The sequence below is a fragment of the Bacillus sp. FSL K6-0923 genome, assembly GCF_038630825.1.
GTDB classification, from domain to species: domain Bacteria; phylum Bacillota; class Bacilli; order Bacillales; family Bacillaceae; genus Bacillus; species Bacillus pumilus.
Window position 1 is genome coordinate 3,256,782 of the sequence record NZ_CP152044.1, and the last position, 17,909, is coordinate 3,274,690.

Here is a 17,909-nt window from a genome sequence, read left to right on the forward strand (position 1 = left end):
ACGAAGGGAGGCACTCCATTGGCTACAATTAAAGATGTTGCAAAAGCTGCACAAGTATCTGTTGCCACTGTTTCGCGCGTACTGAACGATACTGGATATGTCCATTCAGATACGAAAACCCGCGTGACACAAGCGATGCAGGAGCTGAACTACTTTCCCAATGAAGTGGCTAGATCCCTTTTCAAAAGAGAATCCCGCTTAATCGGTTTGATCTTGCCTGATATCACAAATCCCTTCTTTCCTCAGCTTGCTAGAGGCGTAGAGGATGAGATTCATGCGCAAGGTTTTCGGTTGTTATTCGGAAACAGTGATGAAGATCGAGAAAAGGAATTGGCTTATTTACAAACCTTTAAACAAAATCAAGTGGTCGGTGTCATCGCTGTCACAAACGAACCCGAATCAGATATATACAATGATGATGAATTGCCGGTTGTGTTCTTAGATCGAACCGTTCCACATGCACCTTCTGTATCTGCAGATGCTGCAACTGGCGGGAAAATGGCCGCAATGGAATTAATCAGGCGCGGCAGCCGGCAGATCACACTGCTGAAAGGACCTGCCCACCTTCAAACAGCGCGGCAGCGATTCAAGGGTGCACTCGATGTACTAACCGAAAAAGGCGTCGACTTCCATGTGATGTCTAACGCTTCGTTTTCTTTTCAAGAAGCCCGTAAAAGTGCCAAGGCTCTATTCCAGCTGTACCCTGAAACAGATGGCATCATTGCGAGTAATGACATTGTCGCAACAGCGGTCATACACGAAGCACTTCGGATTGGAAAAGCCGTTCCAGAGGATGTTCAAATCATTGGGTTTGACGATATTCCGCAAAGCGAGCTGCTCTTCCCTTCCCTATCGACAATTAGGCAGCCAGCCTATGAGATGGGAAAAGAAGCGGCACAGCTGTTAATCAAAGCGATTCAGAAACAGCCTATAGATCAACCAGTTATCCAAATGCCCGTCTCTTTTATTGAACGAGAGACCACAAGAAAGGTGGATTCACAATGAGTCATATTGTTGTAGTAGGAAGCTGTTCTATGGATTTAGTCGTCACTTCGAACAAACGACCAAATGCCGGTGAAACAGTATTAGGCGAATCATTTAAAACCGTACCAGGCGGAAAAGGCGCCAATCAAGCAGTCGCCAGTGCCAGACTCGGTGCTGATGTATACATGGTCGGCCGGGTCGGTGATGACGCTTATGGTCAAGATATTCTCAGCAATCTGCAAGGTCAAGGGGTTCGCACCTCATATATGAAACCGGTTACCGAAATGGAAAGCGGAACGGCTCATATCATTTTAGCAGAAGGTGATAACAGCATTGTTGTGGTCAAAGGGGCAAACAATGAGGTGACACCTCACTATGTAACAGATGCTCTTTCTTCTATTGAAGATATTGGAATGGTCCTCATTCAGCAAGAAATTCCTGAAGAAACAGTCGAAGCCGTCTGCACCATTTGCAGCGAGAAAGGGATTCCGGTCATCTTAAATCCCGCACCAGCTCGTCAAGTTTCTCAGCAAATATTAGATCAAGCTGCCTATATTACTCCAAACGAACACGAAGCAGCTCTTATGTTTGATGGACTCACCATAGCAGAAGCTTTGCGCCAATATCCAAACAAATTACTCATTACAGAAGGAAAAAATGGTGTTCGTTACTTTGACGGAATAAAAGAAGTGTTGGTGCCGGGCTACCCTGTGAAAGCCGTCGACACTACAGGCGCTGGTGATACTTTTAACGGTGCTCTAGCTGTAGCACTAACAGAGGGAAAATCCCTATACGACGCACTTGCCTTTGCCAACTTAGCCGCATCTATCTCTGTTACAAAGTTTGGCGCACAAGGCGGCATGCCAACAAGAGAAGAACTGGAGAGAAAGAAATGAAAAAAAACGGCATCTTAAACAGTCATATCGCCAAGGTACTTGCTGACCTTGGTCATACAGATACAATCGTCATCGCAGACTGCGGCCTGCCTATTCCAGAAGGTCCAGTCAAAATCGACCTGGCATTATCGATCGGCACACCGTCCTTTCAGGAGGTCACCTCCCTCCTTCTTCAAGAAATGGAGGTTGAACATATTACTGTGGCTAGTGAAATCAAAGAAGCCAATGAGCGAGATCATCTATTTCTAAAGAAAGCGTTCTCAAAATCATTACATGATGTAGACCACGAGACGTTCAAAGACATGACCAAACAGGCAAAAGCAGTCATTCGCACGGGTGAAGCCACCCCATACGCAAACTGCATTCTTCATGCCGGTGTCATCTTTTAAAAGGAGGAGCCAGATATGAACATTGAGATGCATAACATCCATAAGGCCTTTGGAAAAAACACCGTTCTTTCCGGGGTCTCCTTTGACCTCGTCACAGGTGAGGTTCACGCGCTCATGGGTGAAAATGGCGCAGGAAAATCAACTTTAATGAACCTGCTCACAGGTCTTTATTCATTAGACCAGGGAACGATTCTTATCGACGGGAAAGAAACCGCTTTCAAAAATCCGAAGGAAGCGGAACAACACGGTATCGCCTTTATTCATCAAGAGCTCAACATATGGCCGGATATGACCGTCTTGGAAAACCTATTCATCGGGAAAGAAATCTATACGAAGTTTGGATTGCTAGACACAAAGAAAATGAAGGTTCTTGCCCAAAGGCAGCTGGATCGATTGTCTGTGAACCTCTCGCTTGATCAAGAGGCTGGCAGCTGTTCTGTTGGACAAAAGCAAATGATTGAGATTGCAAAGGCATTAATGACGGATGCGAAGGTCATCATCATGGATGAACCAACGGCAGCTCTTACAGACCGTGAGATTGAAAAGCTCTTTCAGGTCATTGAATCTCTCAAAAAAGAAGGCGTATCCATCGTGTATATTTCTCACCGTATGGAGGAAATCTTTGCGATCTGTGATCGGATTACAATCATGCGCGATGGGAAAACGGTCGATACGAAAGCCATACCTGAAACGAATTTCCATGAGGTCGTCAAAAAAATGGTCGGCCGCGAATTAACAGATCGATACCCTGAGAGAACGCCTTCTCTAGGAGATACGATCCTTGAGGTGAAGCAAGCGACAAGAAAAGGACAATTTCAAGATATCAGCTTCTCCGTTAAAGCTGGAGAAATCGTCGGTGTTGCAGGCTTAATGGGCGCTGGCAGGACTGAAATGATGCGGTCGCTGTTTGGTCTTGATCCTCTTGATCAAGGGGAAATCTGGGTTCATGGAAAAAAAGCTGTCATTAAAAAACCAAGTGATGCCGTTAAGCTTGGCATCGGTTTTATTACAGAGGATCGCAAAGATGAAGGACTCATGCTGGATGCATCCATTCGAGAAAACATTGGTCTGCCAAACTTAGAAAGCTTCTCTCCAAAGGGACTGATCGATAAGAAAAACGAACAGGATTTTGTTGACCTGCTCATCAAAAGATTGACGATTAAAACGGCTTCCTCTGAAATCTCTGCTCGAAGTCTCTCTGGTGGAAATCAGCAAAAAGTCGTCATCGCCAAATGGATCGGTATCCAGCCGAAAGTCTTGATTTTAGATGAACCGACAAGAGGTGTCGATGTCGGAGCGAAACGAGAAATCTACCAGTTAATGAATGAACTGACTGATCGAGGTGTTGCCATTTTAATGGTCTCCTCTGAGCTCCCAGAAATTCTAGGGATGAGCGATCGAGTGCTTGTCATTCATGAAGGAACCATCAGCGGAGAGTTAAATAAAGCAGACGCAACACAAGAACGAATTATGACACTAGCTACAGGAGGGAAGTAACATGAAACCACTTACTTCAAATGGACGATTTGATCACATCATGCAAAAGCTTGGGCCATTCTTAGGACTCATCATCCTTGTCGCCATTGTTTCTATATTAAACCCGGCCTTTTTAGAGCCATTAAACATCTTAAACTTACTGAGACAAATTTCCATTAATGCCCTCATTGCCTTTGGTATGACATTTGTTATTTTAACCGGAGGAATTGATTTGTCGGTCGGTGCCATTTTAGCACTTTCTAGTGCGCTGACTGCCGGATTTATCGTGTCTGGTATGGACCCGATTTTGGCTATTATCGTTGGCTGTATCATCGGCGCTATTCTTGGAATGGTCAACGGTCTTTTAATCACAAAAGGAAAAATGGCTCCTTTTATCGCAACACTTGCCACGATGACGATTTTCAGAGGGTTAACACTTGTTTATACAGACGGAAACCCGATTACAGGACTCGGTTCTAACTATGCATTTCAGTTATTCGGACGCGGGTATTTCTTAGGCATTCCTGTTCCAGCGATCACGATGCTTCTCACCTTTATCGTACTTTGGGTGCTGCTTCATAAAACACCTTTCGGCAGAAGAACATATGCCATCGGTGGAAATGAAAAAGCAGCCCTCATCTCAGGCATTAAAGTACCACGCGTCAAAATCATGATTTATTCATTAGCTGGGTTCATGTCTGCTCTAGCAGGTGCCATTTTAACATCCAGGCTAAATTCAGCTCAGCCAACAGCTGGTACATCCTATGAGCTTGATGCAATTGCTGCTGTTGTACTTGGCGGGACAAGCCTGTCTGGCGGAAGAGGACGAATTGTCGGCACACTGATCGGGGTGCTTATCATCGGTGTCCTGAACAACGGTATGAACTTACTTGGTGTATCATCATTCTATCAATCTGTTGTGAAAGGGATTGTCATCTTGATTGCAGTCCTACTAGACAGAAAGAAATCTGCTTAAGGAGGCAGCTGCTATGAAAAAATATCTCATTCTCATTCTGACTCTCTCATTGTTCATGCTTTCTGCCTGCTCGCTAGAACCGCCAGAGTGGGCCAAATCAACAAAAGATGGGAAGAAAAAAGACATTAAAATCGGTCTCTCGATCTCGACCTTAAATAACCCATTCTTCGTTTCTCTCAAAAACGGGGTGACGAAAGAAGCGAAAAAGCTTGGCATCGAAGTCGTCATTGCAGATGCACAAAATGATTCAGCGAAACAAACAAGTGACGTAGAAGATTTAATTCAACAAGGGGTCGACGCATTACTCATCAACCCAGCTGATTCATCTGCTATCTCAACTGCTGTTGAATCAGCGAATGCTTCAGATATCCCTGTCATCACATTAGACCGTTCAGCTGAAAGCGGAAAAGTAGAAGCACTTGTTGCCTCAGATAACGTCAAAGGCGGCGAAATGGCAGCCAACTTTATCATCGACAAGGTCGGTAAAGGAGCAAAAGTCGCTGAATTAGAAGGTGTACCAGGCGCCTCTGCTACACGTGAGCGCGGAAAAGGATTCCATCAAATAGCAGATAAAGATCTAAAAGTGACAGCAAAACAAGCGGCTGACTTCGACCGAACAAAAGGATTGAACGTCATGGAAAACCTCCTTCAAGGAAACCCTGACATCAAAGCCGTTTTTGCCCACAATGATGAAATGGCACTTGGCGCTTTAGAAGCGATTCAAAGCTCTGGAAAAGACATTCTCGTCGTTGGCTTTGACGGAAACGAAGATGCACTCAACTCGATCAAAGCAGGAAAACTATCTGCCACAGTCGCCCAGCAGCCAGAGCTGATCGGGAAACTGGCAGTCGGCGCTGCAAGCGACGTCTTAAAAGGGAAAAAAGTAGAAAAGAACATCGCAGCTCCACTGAAACTAGAACAGAAAAAATAAACACAAAACCCCCGATTTCTCTCGGGGGTTTTCCTATTATTCCGGTCTTTTTAGCACAAATGACGTCCCTAAATGGGCGTAATCATTTCCCGCTAAACGTGCGACTGGCTTTAGTTCATGAGTCGAAACATAACCTTTTTCCGCATCATACACAGCCTCATCTAAATGCGCACACACAACCCGGCCAATGATATGATCGACCGTGATCTCCCCTTCATCATTTTGAAAGGTAAGATGCTTTTCAAGTTGACATTCAAAGCGAATACGTGCTTCCTGAATGCCCGGCACTGACACGACATGGCTCTTTACTTGATGAAGACCGGTTCGATCCAGCTCACTCTCTTCCTGTGGCAGCGTAGCAGCTGTTTCGTTAATATCTTCTATTATCGTTTCATCACTCACATGGACCACAAATTCTCCCCTGTCAATCATATGCTGCGCTGTGTCCTTCATCTGACCTTCACGTCGTCCGATAGAAACTGCGAGGAGCGGCGGGTGTCCGCTAATGACATTAAAGAAACTAAATGGTGCGGCATTGACCACATCGTCTTTAGACAGACTTGTAATAAACGCAATCGGTCGTGGAACAATAGAGCCCGATAATAATTTATATGCTTCTTTTCGTGAAAGCTGATCCATTTGCAACGTAATCAATTCAGCACGCCTCCTTTTGGTGTATCGACATCATACCATACCCCTTTTTCTATGCCTCTGATTCAGGCTCGGTGCGATGCAGGATATGGTGGACAAGATGAAATAAAGCAGGATTATGATTTTCTCGTCTATAAGAAATCGTCCATTCTGCCAAAAGCTGTTCACCCTCAATGGACCGATACACAACATCTAGATTAAATAAACGCCGGGCTGATTTCGGAATGACCGCAATGCCGATACCAGCTGTGACAAGACCAATCACCATTTGATATTCCGCCGCTTCCTGCACAATATTCGGAGAAAAACCGTACTTTTCACATAGCAGGACAAAGTGTTGATAAAGGGACGGCCATGATTCCTGTGATAAAGAAATAATCGGTTCATGACGAATATCTTCGATCGTGACTGCCTCTTTTTTCGCCAGCGGATGATTTTTCGGAATCGCAAAAATACATTCACTTTGCTTCATCAAACGGCTGACCAGTTCTTCATGAGGCGATGTAGGATGTAAAAAACCGATATCAATCTCCCCATTTAAAAGCGCTCCTAGCTGCTGTGGAACAGAAAGCTGTTTCAGCTCAATACTGACAGAGGGATACAGCTCTCTGAATTCGCGTACAACTGGCGGCAGAATATCATACGTCGCTGTTCCAACAAACCCTATGATGATTTTCCCCAGCTCTCCTCTTGCTGTATGCCGGGCATGATCAACGGCTTTATTAAGCTGATGCAGCACACCTCGCACCTCATGTAAAAAGACCTTTCCAGCAGCTGTTAGCTCCACCACTCGCTTTGACCGGTGAAACAAAGGAAACCCCAATTCTTCTTCAAACTGTTTAATTTGCTGACTAAGTGGAGGCTGTGTCATATTCAACCGTGCGGCTGCTCTGCCAAAATGCAGCTCCTCCGCTACTGTGACAAAGTATTGCAAATGTCTCAGTTCCATCCTTTCACCCCTCGCACACTTATTCGTGAAACATATTAAAACCACGTTAAACATATATTGGAAATTTTCCATTTTGAAATGTATAGTAAATCATATCATGAAAATATATTTTCATAAAAAATTTTACTTGCCGAAAGGAGTGCGGGGTAAATGAATTCTCAAGCACAACCCCTAACAAGACGAGGAGCAGAATTGATTGTTGATACGCTGATTGCTCAAGGTGTGACCCATGTTTTTGCAATTCCAGGTGCCAAAATTGACGCCGTATTTGATGTATTAAAAGACAGAGGTCCAGAGCTTGTCCTATGCAGACACGAACAAAATGCCGCCTTTATGGCAGCTGCTGTCGGCCGCTTAACCGGCAAACCAGGTGTTTGTCTCGTGACATCAGGTCCCGGCGCATCTAATTTAGCAACAGGTCTATTAACAGCCAATACAGAAGGTGACCCTGTTGTCGCAATCGCTGGAAACGTCATTCGTGCAGATCGGCTGAAACGAACACATCAATCACTCGACAATGCGGCATTATTCAAACCAGTCACAAAATACAGTGTTGAAGTACAAGACGTTCATAATATACCTGAAGCCTTAACAAATGCTTTTCGCGCGGCACAAAAGGGGCAGGCTGGAGCAGCATTTATCAGCTTTCCACAAGATGTCGTGACAGAACACACTACACAAACACCAGTGTCTGCTCACCCTTCTCCAGAACTAGGTCCTGCACCGGATGCTCTCATCAGCTCGGCTATCGCCAAAATTCAAAATGCACACTTACCTGTTGCCATTGTGGGAATGAAAGCAAGTCGTCCAGCTGCTGCAAAGGCTACTAGAACATTATTGAAAACACTTGGAATTCCATTTGTCGAAACGTACCAAGGAGCTGGCGTTCTCTCAAGAGAGCTTGAGTCTCAATATGTAGGCAGAATCGGTTTATTCCGAAATCAGCCGGGCGATCTTCTCATTGAACAAGCAGATGTCCTTTTGACCATCGGCTTTGATCCAATTGAATATGATCCGAAGCATTGGAATATTCAGCCGAAGCAGCGACAGATCATCCATGTCGATGACATGCAGGCAGATATTGATCATTTTTATGAGCCGGCGCTTGAGCTTGTCGGCAATATAGCTGAAACCGTTAAACATCTAGCCCATGACAGTGTTCCACTTTCTCTATGCAAAGAACAAATTGAATTCGTCACTGAATTGCAGGAGCTGTTAAGCGACATTGAAAAAGCACCAGAAAGAGAAAGTCATCTATCTCACCCGCTGGATGTCATTCATACATTAAGACGCCTGATTCCTGATGACACGAAGGTCACGTGTGATATCGGGTCTCACGCGATTTGGATGTCGCGTCACTTCCGCGTCTATGAGCCGAACACATTCCTTGTGAGCAACGGCATGCAAACATTAGGCGTCGCCTTACCATGGGCCATTGCGGCCTCCATACTGAACCCAGATGAAAAGATCATTTCGGTCTCTGGTGATGGCGGTTTTCTCTTCTCTGCTATGGAGCTAGAAACAGCCGTCCGCATGAAAACAAATCTCGTTCACCTTGTTTGGAATGACAGCACATACGACATGGTGGCGTTTCAGCAGGAAATGAAATATGACCGCACATCCTGCGTTGAATTCGGACAGATCGACTTAGTGAAATATGCGGAAAGCTTTGGAGCGACTGGATTACGGGTTAACTCACCTGAAGAGCTTTCAACTGTCCTACAAAAGGGTATAAACATAGAAGGACCCGTTATTATTGATATTCCGATTGACTATCAAGACAACCCAGACCTCGCCAGTCAAAAATGGCCAGAAGTCTTTCGTGAAACACACACATTGAACGTCAGATAAGATGTCCATACATTACACCAAAGGAGTGAGCGGATATGGGTATGATGCACCCAATGAATCAACAGAACGACACAAGACAACATGACAAACAGCAAGAGGTCTATCAAGTATCGACGATGACCTCTTTGCTGGAAGCCGTATATGATGGAGATTTCTCCCTTTCACAAATTCCCGAGCACGGTGATTTCGGCATTGGTACATTCAATCAATTAGATGGAGAGCTGATCGGCTTTGACGGCGCATTCTACCGGCTGCGCTCGGATGGAACAGCGACACCGGTTACCGATCAAGACTATTCACCCTTCTGCTCTCTAGCATTCTTTGAAACTGATATCGTTCATCGAATTGATGCAGCCATGACAAGCAAAGAGCTAGAAGAAGAAATCGACCGCATTTTACCGAGTAAGAATGTGTTTTATGCGATCCGCATTGATGGATCATTCAAAAAGGTGCAAACACGTACGGTCGAAAAACAGGAAAAACCTTACGTTCCGATGGTGGAAGCAGTCAAGTCACAGCCCATCTTCGATTTCGAGGATATTCATGGAACGATCGCTGGTTTCCGTACACCGCAGTACGCACATGGTATTGCGGTAAGTGGATATCATCTTCATTTCATTGACGACGATCGAAGTGTCGGCGGACACGTTTTTGATTACACTGTTGATCAAGTGACCATCCGAATTTCTCAAAAACGCCATATGAACTTACACTTGCCAAATACGCAGGAATTCTTCCAAGCAGACATTGATCGAGCTGACCTCGCACAGCAAATTGCGAGTGCAGAAAGCAGCCCAGATCAATAAAATAAAGACACCCCGGTGATTCCGGGGTGTTTTTTATGCAAAAGGAATTTTTATCACTTCATTACATTTCATTTCGTTAGTAAATTGAAATTCACCCATTCCATTCGTAATGAAACATGTTAAAATATCAACAGAAGAAAGGTGGTTATATGGTGGCAAACGACTTTAGCATCCCGAACTTAACATTAGACGAACGAGATAAACAAATTTTATCCCTATTACATGAGGACGGGCGTATGTCCTATACAGATCTTGGAAAACAAGTCGGTCTTTCACGTGTTGCTGTACAAGCCCGTATTCAGCAGCTAATTGAAGCAGGTGTCATTGAACGATTCACAGCTGTCATCAACCCTGCTAAGATCGGCATTCATGTTTCTGTCTTCTTTAATGTAGAGGTTGAGCCGAAATTTTTAGAAGCAGTCGCCCTTCAGCTCGAACAGGAAACAGCTGTCACAAGCCTTTATCACATGACAGGGCCAAGCAAGCTGCATATGCATGGCATTTTTCAGAACGAACAGGAAATGGAGACATTCCTAACAAAAAAACTGTACCCGCTGGAAGGCGTTGTGAGTGTGGACTGCCAAATGCTCATTAAACGGTACAAAAGCCGAATGGGCATGAAATTGTAGACAGGAGTTGGAGCACTTGCAATCATATATCGAACTCATCATCGCTATGGTGCGAACCGGCATTCTCGGTTTTGGCGGAGGTCCTTCCGTCATACCACTCATTCGCCATGAAGCGGTAGTGAAATATCAATGGGTCAACGATGACGAATTTGGGGAAACACTCGCCATCGCCAACGCATTACCAGGTCCGATCGCGACCAAAATGTCAGCATATCTCGGCTATCGATTGAAGGGCGTATCCGGCGCGATTATCGCAACAGCTGCCCATATTTTACCGACATGTCTCGCCATGGTGGCACTCGTTACACTTGTCAGCGTCTTAAGCTCCTCACAAATCATTCAAAATATGATTGGCGCCGTGACACCAGTCATTGCCGTCCTGCTTGGGATTATGGCATACGAGTTTGGACAAAAAACGCTGAAAGGGTTCGGAATGATCTTCGGGATTGCTCTGTTCCTTCTTGCCTTTATCGGGCTGCAGGTGCTGGCCATTCATCCAGGAATCATTGTCATCATCTTTTTATGCTATGGCGCTTTTCATTTCAAACTGAAACAACGCTGGAATCGATCAAAAAAAGAGAAAGGGGTGTCTTCATGATGCTGATTCTCTTTTTATTCTGGGCATTCTTCTTGTCCAATCTATTAGGATATGGCGGAGGACCTGCATCCATTCCGCTGAATTATGAAGAAATCGTCAACCATTTTCATTGGATGACGAACGAAGGGTTCTCCAATATGCTTGCTTTAGCCAATGCACTGCCAGGACCAATTGCGACGAAAATCGCAGCATATGTTGGCTATGACGTCATGGGCTGGCCAGGCTTTATTGTGGCACTGCTTGCAACTGTTCTGCCATCAGCCATTGGATTGATTTTACTGCTCAAGCTGATTGACCGCTTTCGCCAATCTCCTGTCGTCAAAGGCATGACCTTGTCCGTCCAGCCTGTCATTGCAATGATGATGCTTTTATTAACATGGGAAATTGGCGGAGATGCAGTAAAAGCCATTGGCTGGACGCAATCGCTCGCTATTGCCGCGATCTCCTTTTTCTTTATGACTAAATTCAAAATGCACCCCGCCTTTCTCATTGTGGCTGCCTTTTTATATGGCGGATTGATTCTGCCGCATTAAGAAAACCGATAACATGGCCTGTGTTATCGGTTTTCTTTTACATATAGATTGGAGAAATCGGTCTGCGCCCAATCGAATGATATTCGACTCCTGCTTGTTCTGCTGCTTCAAGCGTATGGCAGTTTCGTCCATCGAAAATAAGCGGCTGTCTCATCCATTCCTTGTAGGATGTGAGCGGAAACGTCTGAATTTCTGTCCACTCTGTTAATATACAAACTGCATGGACATCCTTTATCGCTTCTTCCATCGTATGAGCAAACTTGACTTGATCTGGCAGTTCACGAGCGGCATGGCGTGAGGCAACAGGATCATACGCCACAAGCTCCGCGCCTAATTGATGGAGTTCATGAGCGATGGGTACCGATGGCGCCTCCCTCATATCGTCTGTATTCGGTTTAAAAGCAAGGCCAAGAAGTGCAATTCGCTTTCCTTCAAGATTTGATCCCAGTCTCTCCTGAATACTTCGGATAAAACCCGCTCTCTGCTCATTGTTTACTTTGATAACAGCCTTTAACAGCTCAAAATCATGCGACACATGCCCTGCGATTTGGACAAGTGCATTTGTATCCTTTGGAAAACAAGAACCTCCGTAGCCAATCCCCGCCTTGAGAAATGAAGAACCGATCCGCTCATCGAGCCCCATTCCCTGCGCCACCCATTCAACATCAGCACCTGTTTTTTCACAAATGGAGGCAATCTCATTCATAAAGCTGATTTTGGTCGCAAGAAAAGCATTAGATGCATACTTGATCATTTCTGCACTTTTTCGGTCTGTCTTAACCACTGGCAGGTGGAAATCAGCATACACCTCCTCGAGCCGGTCTAATACAGCTTTTGTTTCAGCCCCAATGACAAGCCGATCTGCCCTCAATGTATCTGAAATGGCAGAGCCTTCTCGTAAAAACTCTGGGTTAGATGCAATCGATAATGGCTCATTCCGTCCTAATTCTTGATGTATCATCTGTTCGATTTGATCACCCGTTCCAACAGGCACCGTACTTTTCACCACAAGAACCGCACCTGATTTCGCTTTTGTACCGATCTCCTTTGCGGCTTGAAACACATATTGTAAATCAGCTTGACCATCTGCCTGCTGCGGGGTGCCAACCGCAATCATTAACACATCAGCCCGCGGGTAGGCTACCTCCCCATTTATGTGAAATTGAATTCGTCCTTGCTCAAGATTGCGTTTCAGCAGTTCTTTTAATCCTGGCTCATACATTGGTGGATGCCCCTGTTTCAGCTGCATGACCTTTCTCCGGTCTATATCAATACATGCCACATTGTGCCCTGCCTCCGCTAAACACACACCTGTGACCAGTCCCACATATCCACAGCCTGCAATTGCAATATTCATGACACCATCAGCTCCCCATACGCCTTATGCTTGTAAAGACATCGTATGCTGGGAGCTTTCTTTCCATTCATAAAAGCATACAAAAACCCCCTGCCATCACTAGCAGGGGGTCACTTTTATGAAACAAGACCATTTCGAATATGAGCAATCAGATTTTCAAGCATTTCTTTTGTTGTGACATCATTTGAATTCTCACCAATATCATGAGCGTACATCAAAATTTTTAAAAACTCTTCTTGATTCAAACCCTTATTATCCATGTCTGTATCCTTTCGATTCCACTAATTTCATTATTATATGCTGTAAGGTTGGTTTATGCAATACTCTAATACATCATTCGACAGCTTTTGAAATTTATGACCATTTTCATGAAAAACTTTTTTATAAATCACCATTGAGCTATAATAAAAGAATTGGAATCTTTTACTTGGTTAGGAGCGGATCAAATGCTTCAGCACAACATCAATGAAGAAGAACTCAAGCAAACAGCCGAACAAATCAAAGAACTTCTTCCTGCAACAGATGAAAACAAACAACTCATCAAAAAAGCATTGATTACTTATAGACAGGACAGTGTATATCGTCTCAAGCAAGAATCTGATACGGAATGGTCAGCTTATGTACATGATGTCGTGGCAGCAAGAGTCCACCTTCATGTGCTGTTTCCTGTGAGAAGCAGCTGCTCATGTCCGGCAGATGGACTTTGTAAACACATTCTCGCTGTCTTCTTTTCGCTATACGCTCAAGTGGAGAGTGTGACCGGATTTACAGAAAATTGGTCAGAAAAGGATGAATTACAACGCAGCAAAGAATTAATTCGCCAGCACTTCCAAGTGAAGCGCCCAGACGAACAATCACTCCAAAGCTGGTTGAATTTTTTCCAAGAGGAATTTAACCTCTGGCTGAAACGGACACCAAAGCACCAGCAAACACCGCAGCATTTGTATTACGGCTATTTATCGATCTTAAAAAAACACGCACCTCATTCACCTGAATTCAAGAGTTTGTATGCGATTCATACGTCAATCGATGTGTGGTTAAGGATTTATGAATTAATCGACCTTGGCCAGCTTGATGCCGAGAAGGACTTTTATTCCATGAATCCATATGTAGAACAGCTCATGAACACCATTTTTGATTCAGTGGATCACTTAAAAACATACGCCCTTTCCTTTTCCCTCGATCCGTTTCTTGAAAACACACCAACTGCCGTTCGGACACTTCTTCAAATAAACGGACCTTTTCAACATGAACGAGTAGCGGTCTTTATGGAGATTTGGGGCACCATATTAAATAGAGGGAAATGGGTTAAAAAAGAAACAGAATTACTAAAGAACGCTCAGCAGCAAAAACAAACGGTTGAGCGTACCATCGGATTGATGCACATGGATTATTTACTGAAAGAAGACGATAGCCTTTTTCAGCAATTAAAGCTGCTCAATGCAGATATGCTGCCAAATGTGCTCAACTGGCTGAAGGATCTGACAAACCGCAAGGACTGGAAGCGGCTCAAGCTCTGGTATCATGAGATCACCTATATTTTAGAGGAATATTGCCAGCTCGACCTTTCCTACAGAGAACTGCGAGGAGCTGTCAGTGATTTCTTCTTCTATTTAGATGCATACTTTAAGCAGACGAATGATCATCATCTATATGAACGCTACCTCCAGATCTGCATGCCCTATGCGTTTACTGAATATAGTCAGCTCTTATATGCACAAGAGCGTTATGCAGAATGGATTGAAATTCACAGCCTTGTTGGTTTCTCCATCAGTGAACTGGAGAAGGACCTGATCAAACAAATTGCAAAAGAGGAGCCTGAAGCGCTCATTCCGTCGTATCACCGTGAAATCTCACAGCTTCTCGATCAAAAGAATCGAAGTGCTTACCGGGAATCTGTGAAAATGCTAAAAAAACTGCGCACGCTTTATCATAAAACGAAACAAACTGCGATTTGGGAAAGATATGTAAAGCAGCTACAGGATTCAACGAAACGGCTGCGTGCGTTCCAAGAGGAAATGAAGAAAGGAAAATTAATTGATGACACGCCATAAACAAATTGTCATTCATGCAGAACAAACAGAAGATTTCTCTTTCACCATTTCAGCGCAAGCAGAGGACGGACACCCTGTTCCGCTTAATGAAATGAAGAGGCAGCTTTTCCAATGGCACGAATCGTCTTTTTACGGAACATTTTTAGAAGATGTGAGCTTTATTGGCACACCTGCCTTCCTGCTAAGCCCTTGGATGGCCGTTGAACTGCTAGGGAAAAATTCATTTAATACCTTTAGTCATGTGACACTAACCGATGAAACGGAACCACTGATGAAGACAGCCTCCACCATTTATGAATTCATTGAGGATGAAGATTTTATTCCCGATTACGAGGCTTGGACAAAAGGTGTCCTTCGTTTTAAAGACAAAGAAGGACTATTAGATGGCTATACGGCTGAGTGGTTCTCCTTTGCCGTACAGGATTACATTCAATATGATGATGCCTTACAGCAGAAATGGAACCGCATGACAGAACAATCGCCTGCGCTCTCATCCTTCCAAGGACATTTTTTAGATGAGCAGGATTTTTTGGAAACGATTGGCTGGATTGATGACGACACACCTTTCACTGTCGGCTTGCGTCTAAATGAACCGGATTTCGACGGAGACGATTGGAAAATCGAATTATTTTTGCGTGATAAGAAAAACAGCGATCTTCACTTTTTTGAAGGCATCCGTTCATTGAAAAGATCTTGGCATCCGTATCAAGATAAAATCTCCAGAGAGCTGGAGCGATTCGGTCAAATTGTCCCTTGGCTCTCTTTCACATCTGGCACCACGCTCATGTCAGAAGACGAAGCATGGCTCTTCCTATCTGAAGCAAGTGAAACACTTGTGAATATGGGCATTGAGATCCTGCTCCCATCGTGGTGGCAAATTGTCAAAGAAAGCACCATGATGCTAAAAGCAAGGATTTCCTCTACTCCAAGAGGCGAGTCGCATGTCGGAATGGATGCCTTGATGGACTTTAATTGGCGCTTTGCTACAAACGGCATCGAGCTCACAGAAGATGAGTTCAACGAGCTTGTCCAAAGTAAACGGCGCCTTGTCAATATTCGTGGACAATGGATCAAAATCGATCCAATCTTCATCCAGCAAATGAAAAAATGGATGGAGCGCGCCGAAAATGAAGGGCTGCACATGTCTGATATTTTGTCACGTGAACTGGCAGATCAAGAAGCATCCTCTGAATCGGTTCCAGAGCTGCTAGACAGCTCAGCATTTGCACATATTCAATTTGAACTCTCGTCGCAATTAAGAGGGCTTGTCCATCAGTTAAATGATACGCAGGAGCTGCCTTCATACGAAATGAGTGAGTCCTTCAAAGGCACACTCAGACCGTATCAGCAGCATGGTGTCAACTGGCTGTTATTCTTAAGATCTCATGGATTTGGGGCTTGTTTAGCAGATGATATGGGTCTCGGAAAAACAATTCAAATGATTGCATATTTCACATATTTGAAAGAGCAGGAGCAAAATGCCGCTCCATCTCTCATCATTGCTCCGACCTCTGTCTTAGGAAACTGGCAGCGAGAGCTTGAAACCTTCGCGCCACATTTGAATGTTGCCTTGCATTATGGGCCATCGCGTCCTCAAGGGGAACACTTTACAAAGGCATACGAGTCAACAGATATTGTCCTGACATCTTATGGACTCTCACATTCTGATCGTGATGAATTAACGTCAGCAAAGTGGGATACGATTTGTTTAGACGAAGCCCAAAACATTAAGAATGCCCATACAAAACAATCGAGAGCGATCAGACAGCTCAAAGGGCAGCATCATATTGCCCTTAGCGGGACACCTATGGAAAACCGTTTAACAGAGCTTTGGTCCATTTTTGACTTCGTCAACAAAGGATATCTCGGCAGCTTGACGAGCTTTCATAAGAAATTCGTTCTGCCGATTGAAAAAGACCGTGATGAAAAAAGAATTGAACAGCTGCAGCAGCTGATTAAGCCTTTCCTTTTAAGACGAACAAAGCAAGATGAAGAGGTCGCCCTGAACCTGCCTGAGAAACTCGAAGAAAAAGAATACATTCCGCTATCCGCTGAGCAGGCTTCTTTATATGAACAGCTCGTGAAAGATACTTTCGAACACATGGCTTCGTTAACAGGAATGCAGCGGAAAGCCATTATTTTAAGTATGCTCGGCAGACTCAAACAGATTTGCGATCACCCGGCTCTCTATTTAAAAGAGAGTGGAACCGATGTGAAACTGCTGAAACGTTCATTAAAAATGGATAAACTCGCAGAGCTGTTAAAAGCAATACATGAACAAGGAGAAAGCTGCCTCATCTTTACGCAGTATATTGGAATGGGGAACATGATCAAGCAGCTGGCGGAAAAGATGTTTGGAGAACCCGTTCAATTTTTAAATGGCAGTCTGTCCAAACAGGAGCGGGATAAAATGGTGGACCGCTTCCAGAAGAAAGATTTCAACATCTTAATTCTCTCTTTAAAAGCAGGAGGAACAGGACTTAACCTAACCGCCGCAAACCATGTCATTCACTACGACAGATGGTGGAATCCTGCTGTGGAAAACCAAGCGACCGACCGTGCTTATCGGATCGGACAAAAACGATTTGTTCACGTCCATAAGATGATCACAACGGGCACGATCGAGGAAAAAATCGATCAAATGCTCGAAACAAAACAAACGTTAAATGATCAAATTATCCAAAGTGAAAGCTGGATTACAGAGCTATCGACAAACGAACTAGAAGATTTATTCACATTAAGCGCCGCCGCTCAATCATCTTAATCCAAGCAAAAAGAGGACTTTTCTCAAACATGATGAAAAGTCCTCTTTTTTCATTTCATATGAAC

General features: G+C 44.3%; 17 protein-coding genes. 13 read left to right on the forward strand and 4 right to left on the reverse strand.

Annotated elements, in window-relative coordinates; all coding sequences use genetic code 11:
* Positions 1-18 precede the first annotated feature (18 nt).
* Genes MHI16_RS16710 through rbsB form a run of 6 tightly spaced genes read left to right on the forward strand, consistent with a single transcriptional unit; the run spans position 19 to position 5,652 of the window.
* Entirely contained in the window at positions 19-1,005 is a 987-nt protein-coding gene (locus MHI16_RS16710; RefSeq protein ID WP_058013518.1) for a LacI family DNA-binding transcriptional regulator, read from the forward strand.
* Entirely contained in the window at positions 1,002-1,880 is an 879-nt protein-coding gene (gene rbsK, locus MHI16_RS16715) for a ribokinase (protein ID WP_058013517.1), read from the forward strand. Before MHI16_RS16710 ends, rbsK begins: the two co-directional genes overlap by 4 nt.
* Positions 1,877-2,269 carry a D-ribose pyranase gene (rbsD, locus tag MHI16_RS16720; protein ID WP_061420416.1) on the forward strand — a complete coding sequence of 131 codons (393 nt, stop codon included), beginning with the start codon at positions 1,877-1,879 and terminating at the stop codon, positions 2,267-2,269. The genes rbsK and rbsD overlap by 4 nt, the downstream gene beginning before the upstream one ends.
* A 15-nt stretch (positions 2,270-2,284) precedes the next feature.
* Complete coding sequence (locus MHI16_RS16725; RefSeq protein ID WP_061420419.1) at positions 2,285-3,766, forward strand: sugar ABC transporter ATP-binding protein; 1,482 nt, start codon at positions 2,285-2,287, stop codon at positions 3,764-3,766.
* A gap of 1 nt (position 3,767) precedes the next feature.
* Positions 3,768-4,721 (forward strand): ribose ABC transporter permease RbsC, encoded by a 954-nt coding sequence (gene rbsC, locus MHI16_RS16730; protein WP_071168464.1) that lies wholly within the window; start codon positions 3,768-3,770, stop codon positions 4,719-4,721.
* Between the two features lie 13 nt (positions 4,722-4,734).
* The gene (rbsB, locus tag MHI16_RS16735; RefSeq protein ID WP_012011498.1) at positions 4,735-5,652 is read left to right on the forward strand and encodes a ribose ABC transporter substrate-binding protein RbsB; all 918 of its coding nucleotides are present in this window, start codon (positions 4,735-4,737) and stop codon (positions 5,650-5,652) included.
* Positions 5,653-5,688: 36 nt separating this feature from the next.
* Here rbsB and MHI16_RS16740 read toward each other — a convergent pair whose 3' ends face one another.
* On the reverse strand, positions 5,689-6,306 hold the full coding sequence (locus MHI16_RS16740; protein ID WP_081042261.1) for a flavin reductase family protein: 618 nt from the start codon (positions 6,304-6,306) through the stop codon (positions 5,689-5,691).
* Positions 6,307-6,355: 49 nt separating this feature from the next.
* Positions 6,356-7,252, reverse strand: a complete 897-nt coding sequence (gene alsR / locus MHI16_RS16745; protein ID WP_061409806.1) for an acetoin biosynthesis transcriptional regulator AlsR — start codon at positions 7,250-7,252, stop codon at positions 6,356-6,358.
* 150 nt (positions 7,253-7,402) lie between these two features.
* On the opposite strand from alsR, the gene alsS reads away from it, so the two are divergent.
* The 5 genes from alsS (at position 7,403) to MHI16_RS16770 (ending at position 11,669) form a co-directional block, all read left to right on the forward strand.
* The gene (gene alsS, locus MHI16_RS16750) at positions 7,403-9,103 is read left to right on the forward strand and encodes an acetolactate synthase AlsS (protein ID WP_058013512.1); all 1,701 of its coding nucleotides are present in this window, start codon (positions 7,403-7,405) and stop codon (positions 9,101-9,103) included.
* Between the two features lie 35 nt (positions 9,104-9,138).
* Entirely contained in the window at positions 9,139-9,909 is a 771-nt protein-coding gene (gene budA, locus MHI16_RS16755; protein ID WP_058013511.1) for an acetolactate decarboxylase, read from the forward strand.
* 152 nt (positions 9,910-10,061) lie between these two features.
* A complete protein-coding gene (locus tag MHI16_RS16760) occupies positions 10,062-10,538 on the forward strand; it encodes an Lrp/AsnC family transcriptional regulator (protein ID WP_058013883.1) in 477 nt (158 codons plus the stop codon).
* A 16-nt stretch (positions 10,539-10,554) separates the two neighbouring features.
* Positions 10,555-11,136 (forward strand): chromate transporter, encoded by a 582-nt coding sequence (locus MHI16_RS16765; protein WP_342498016.1) that lies wholly within the window; start codon positions 10,555-10,557, stop codon positions 11,134-11,136.
* Complete coding sequence (locus MHI16_RS16770) at positions 11,136-11,669, forward strand: chromate transporter (RefSeq protein WP_058013882.1); 534 nt, start codon at positions 11,136-11,138, stop codon at positions 11,667-11,669. The genes MHI16_RS16765 and MHI16_RS16770 overlap by 1 nt, the downstream gene beginning before the upstream one ends.
* Positions 11,670-11,706: 37 nt before the next feature.
* On the opposite strand, the gene MHI16_RS16775 is transcribed toward MHI16_RS16770, so the two are convergent.
* Together MHI16_RS16775 and MHI16_RS16780 are read right to left on the reverse strand one after the other, a co-directional pair.
* Entirely contained in the window at positions 11,707-13,026 is a 1,320-nt protein-coding gene (locus MHI16_RS16775; protein ID WP_144461670.1) for a UDP-glucose/GDP-mannose dehydrogenase family protein, read from the reverse strand.
* Between the two features lie 116 nt (positions 13,027-13,142).
* Entirely contained in the window at positions 13,143-13,286 is a 144-nt protein-coding gene (locus tag MHI16_RS16780) for a hypothetical protein (protein WP_003214884.1), read from the reverse strand.
* 186 nt (positions 13,287-13,472) lie between these two features.
* Here MHI16_RS16780 and MHI16_RS16785 point away from each other — a divergent pair, with 186 nt between their 5' ends.
* Both MHI16_RS16785 and MHI16_RS16790 read left to right on the forward strand, forming a co-directional pair.
* Positions 13,473-15,080 (forward strand): SWIM zinc finger family protein, encoded by a 1,608-nt coding sequence (locus MHI16_RS16785; protein WP_061409813.1) that lies wholly within the window; start codon positions 13,473-13,475, stop codon positions 15,078-15,080.
* On the forward strand, positions 15,067-17,844 hold the full coding sequence (locus MHI16_RS16790; RefSeq protein ID WP_058013507.1) for a DEAD/DEAH box helicase: 2,778 nt from the start codon (positions 15,067-15,069) through the stop codon (positions 17,842-17,844). The genes MHI16_RS16785 and MHI16_RS16790 overlap by 14 nt, the downstream gene beginning before the upstream one ends.
* Positions 17,845-17,909: the final 65 nt, after the last annotated feature.

Bases quoted from the DNA above. Each gene is read 5' to 3' on its own strand.
- MHI16_RS16785 (WP_061409813.1), top strand. From the start codon at position 13,473: ATGCTTCAGCACAACATCAATGAAGAAGAACTCAAGCAAACAGCCGAA.
- MHI16_RS16780 (WP_003214884.1), bottom strand. From the start codon at position 13,286: ATGGATAATAAGGGTTTGAATCAAGAAGAGTTTTTAAAAATTTTGATG.
- rbsK (WP_058013517.1), top strand. From the start codon at position 1,002: ATGAGTCATATTGTTGTAGTAGGAAGCTGTTCTATGGATTTAGTCGTC.
- MHI16_RS16770 (WP_058013882.1), top strand. From the start codon at position 11,136: ATGCTGATTCTCTTTTTATTCTGGGCATTCTTCTTGTCCAATCTATTA.
- rbsD (WP_061420416.1), top strand. From the start codon at position 1,877: ATGAAAAAAAACGGCATCTTAAACAGTCATATCGCCAAGGTACTTGCT.
- MHI16_RS16790 (WP_058013507.1), top strand. From the start codon at position 15,067: ATGACACGCCATAAACAAATTGTCATTCATGCAGAACAAACAGAAGAT.
- budA (WP_058013511.1), top strand. From the start codon at position 9,139: ATGGGTATGATGCACCCAATGAATCAACAGAACGACACAAGACAACAT.
- rbsC (WP_071168464.1), top strand. From the start codon at position 3,768: ATGAAACCACTTACTTCAAATGGACGATTTGATCACATCATGCAAAAG.
- MHI16_RS16725 (WP_061420419.1), top strand. From the start codon at position 2,285: ATGAACATTGAGATGCATAACATCCATAAGGCCTTTGGAAAAAACACC.
- alsS (WP_058013512.1), top strand. From the start codon at position 7,403: ATGAATTCTCAAGCACAACCCCTAACAAGACGAGGAGCAGAATTGATT.
- alsR (WP_061409806.1), bottom strand. From the start codon at position 7,252: ATGGAACTGAGACATTTGCAATACTTTGTCACAGTAGCGGAGGAGCTG.
- rbsB (WP_012011498.1), top strand. From the start codon at position 4,735: ATGAAAAAATATCTCATTCTCATTCTGACTCTCTCATTGTTCATGCTT.
- MHI16_RS16775 (WP_144461670.1), bottom strand. From the start codon at position 13,026: ATGAATATTGCAATTGCAGGCTGTGGATATGTGGGACTGGTCACAGGT.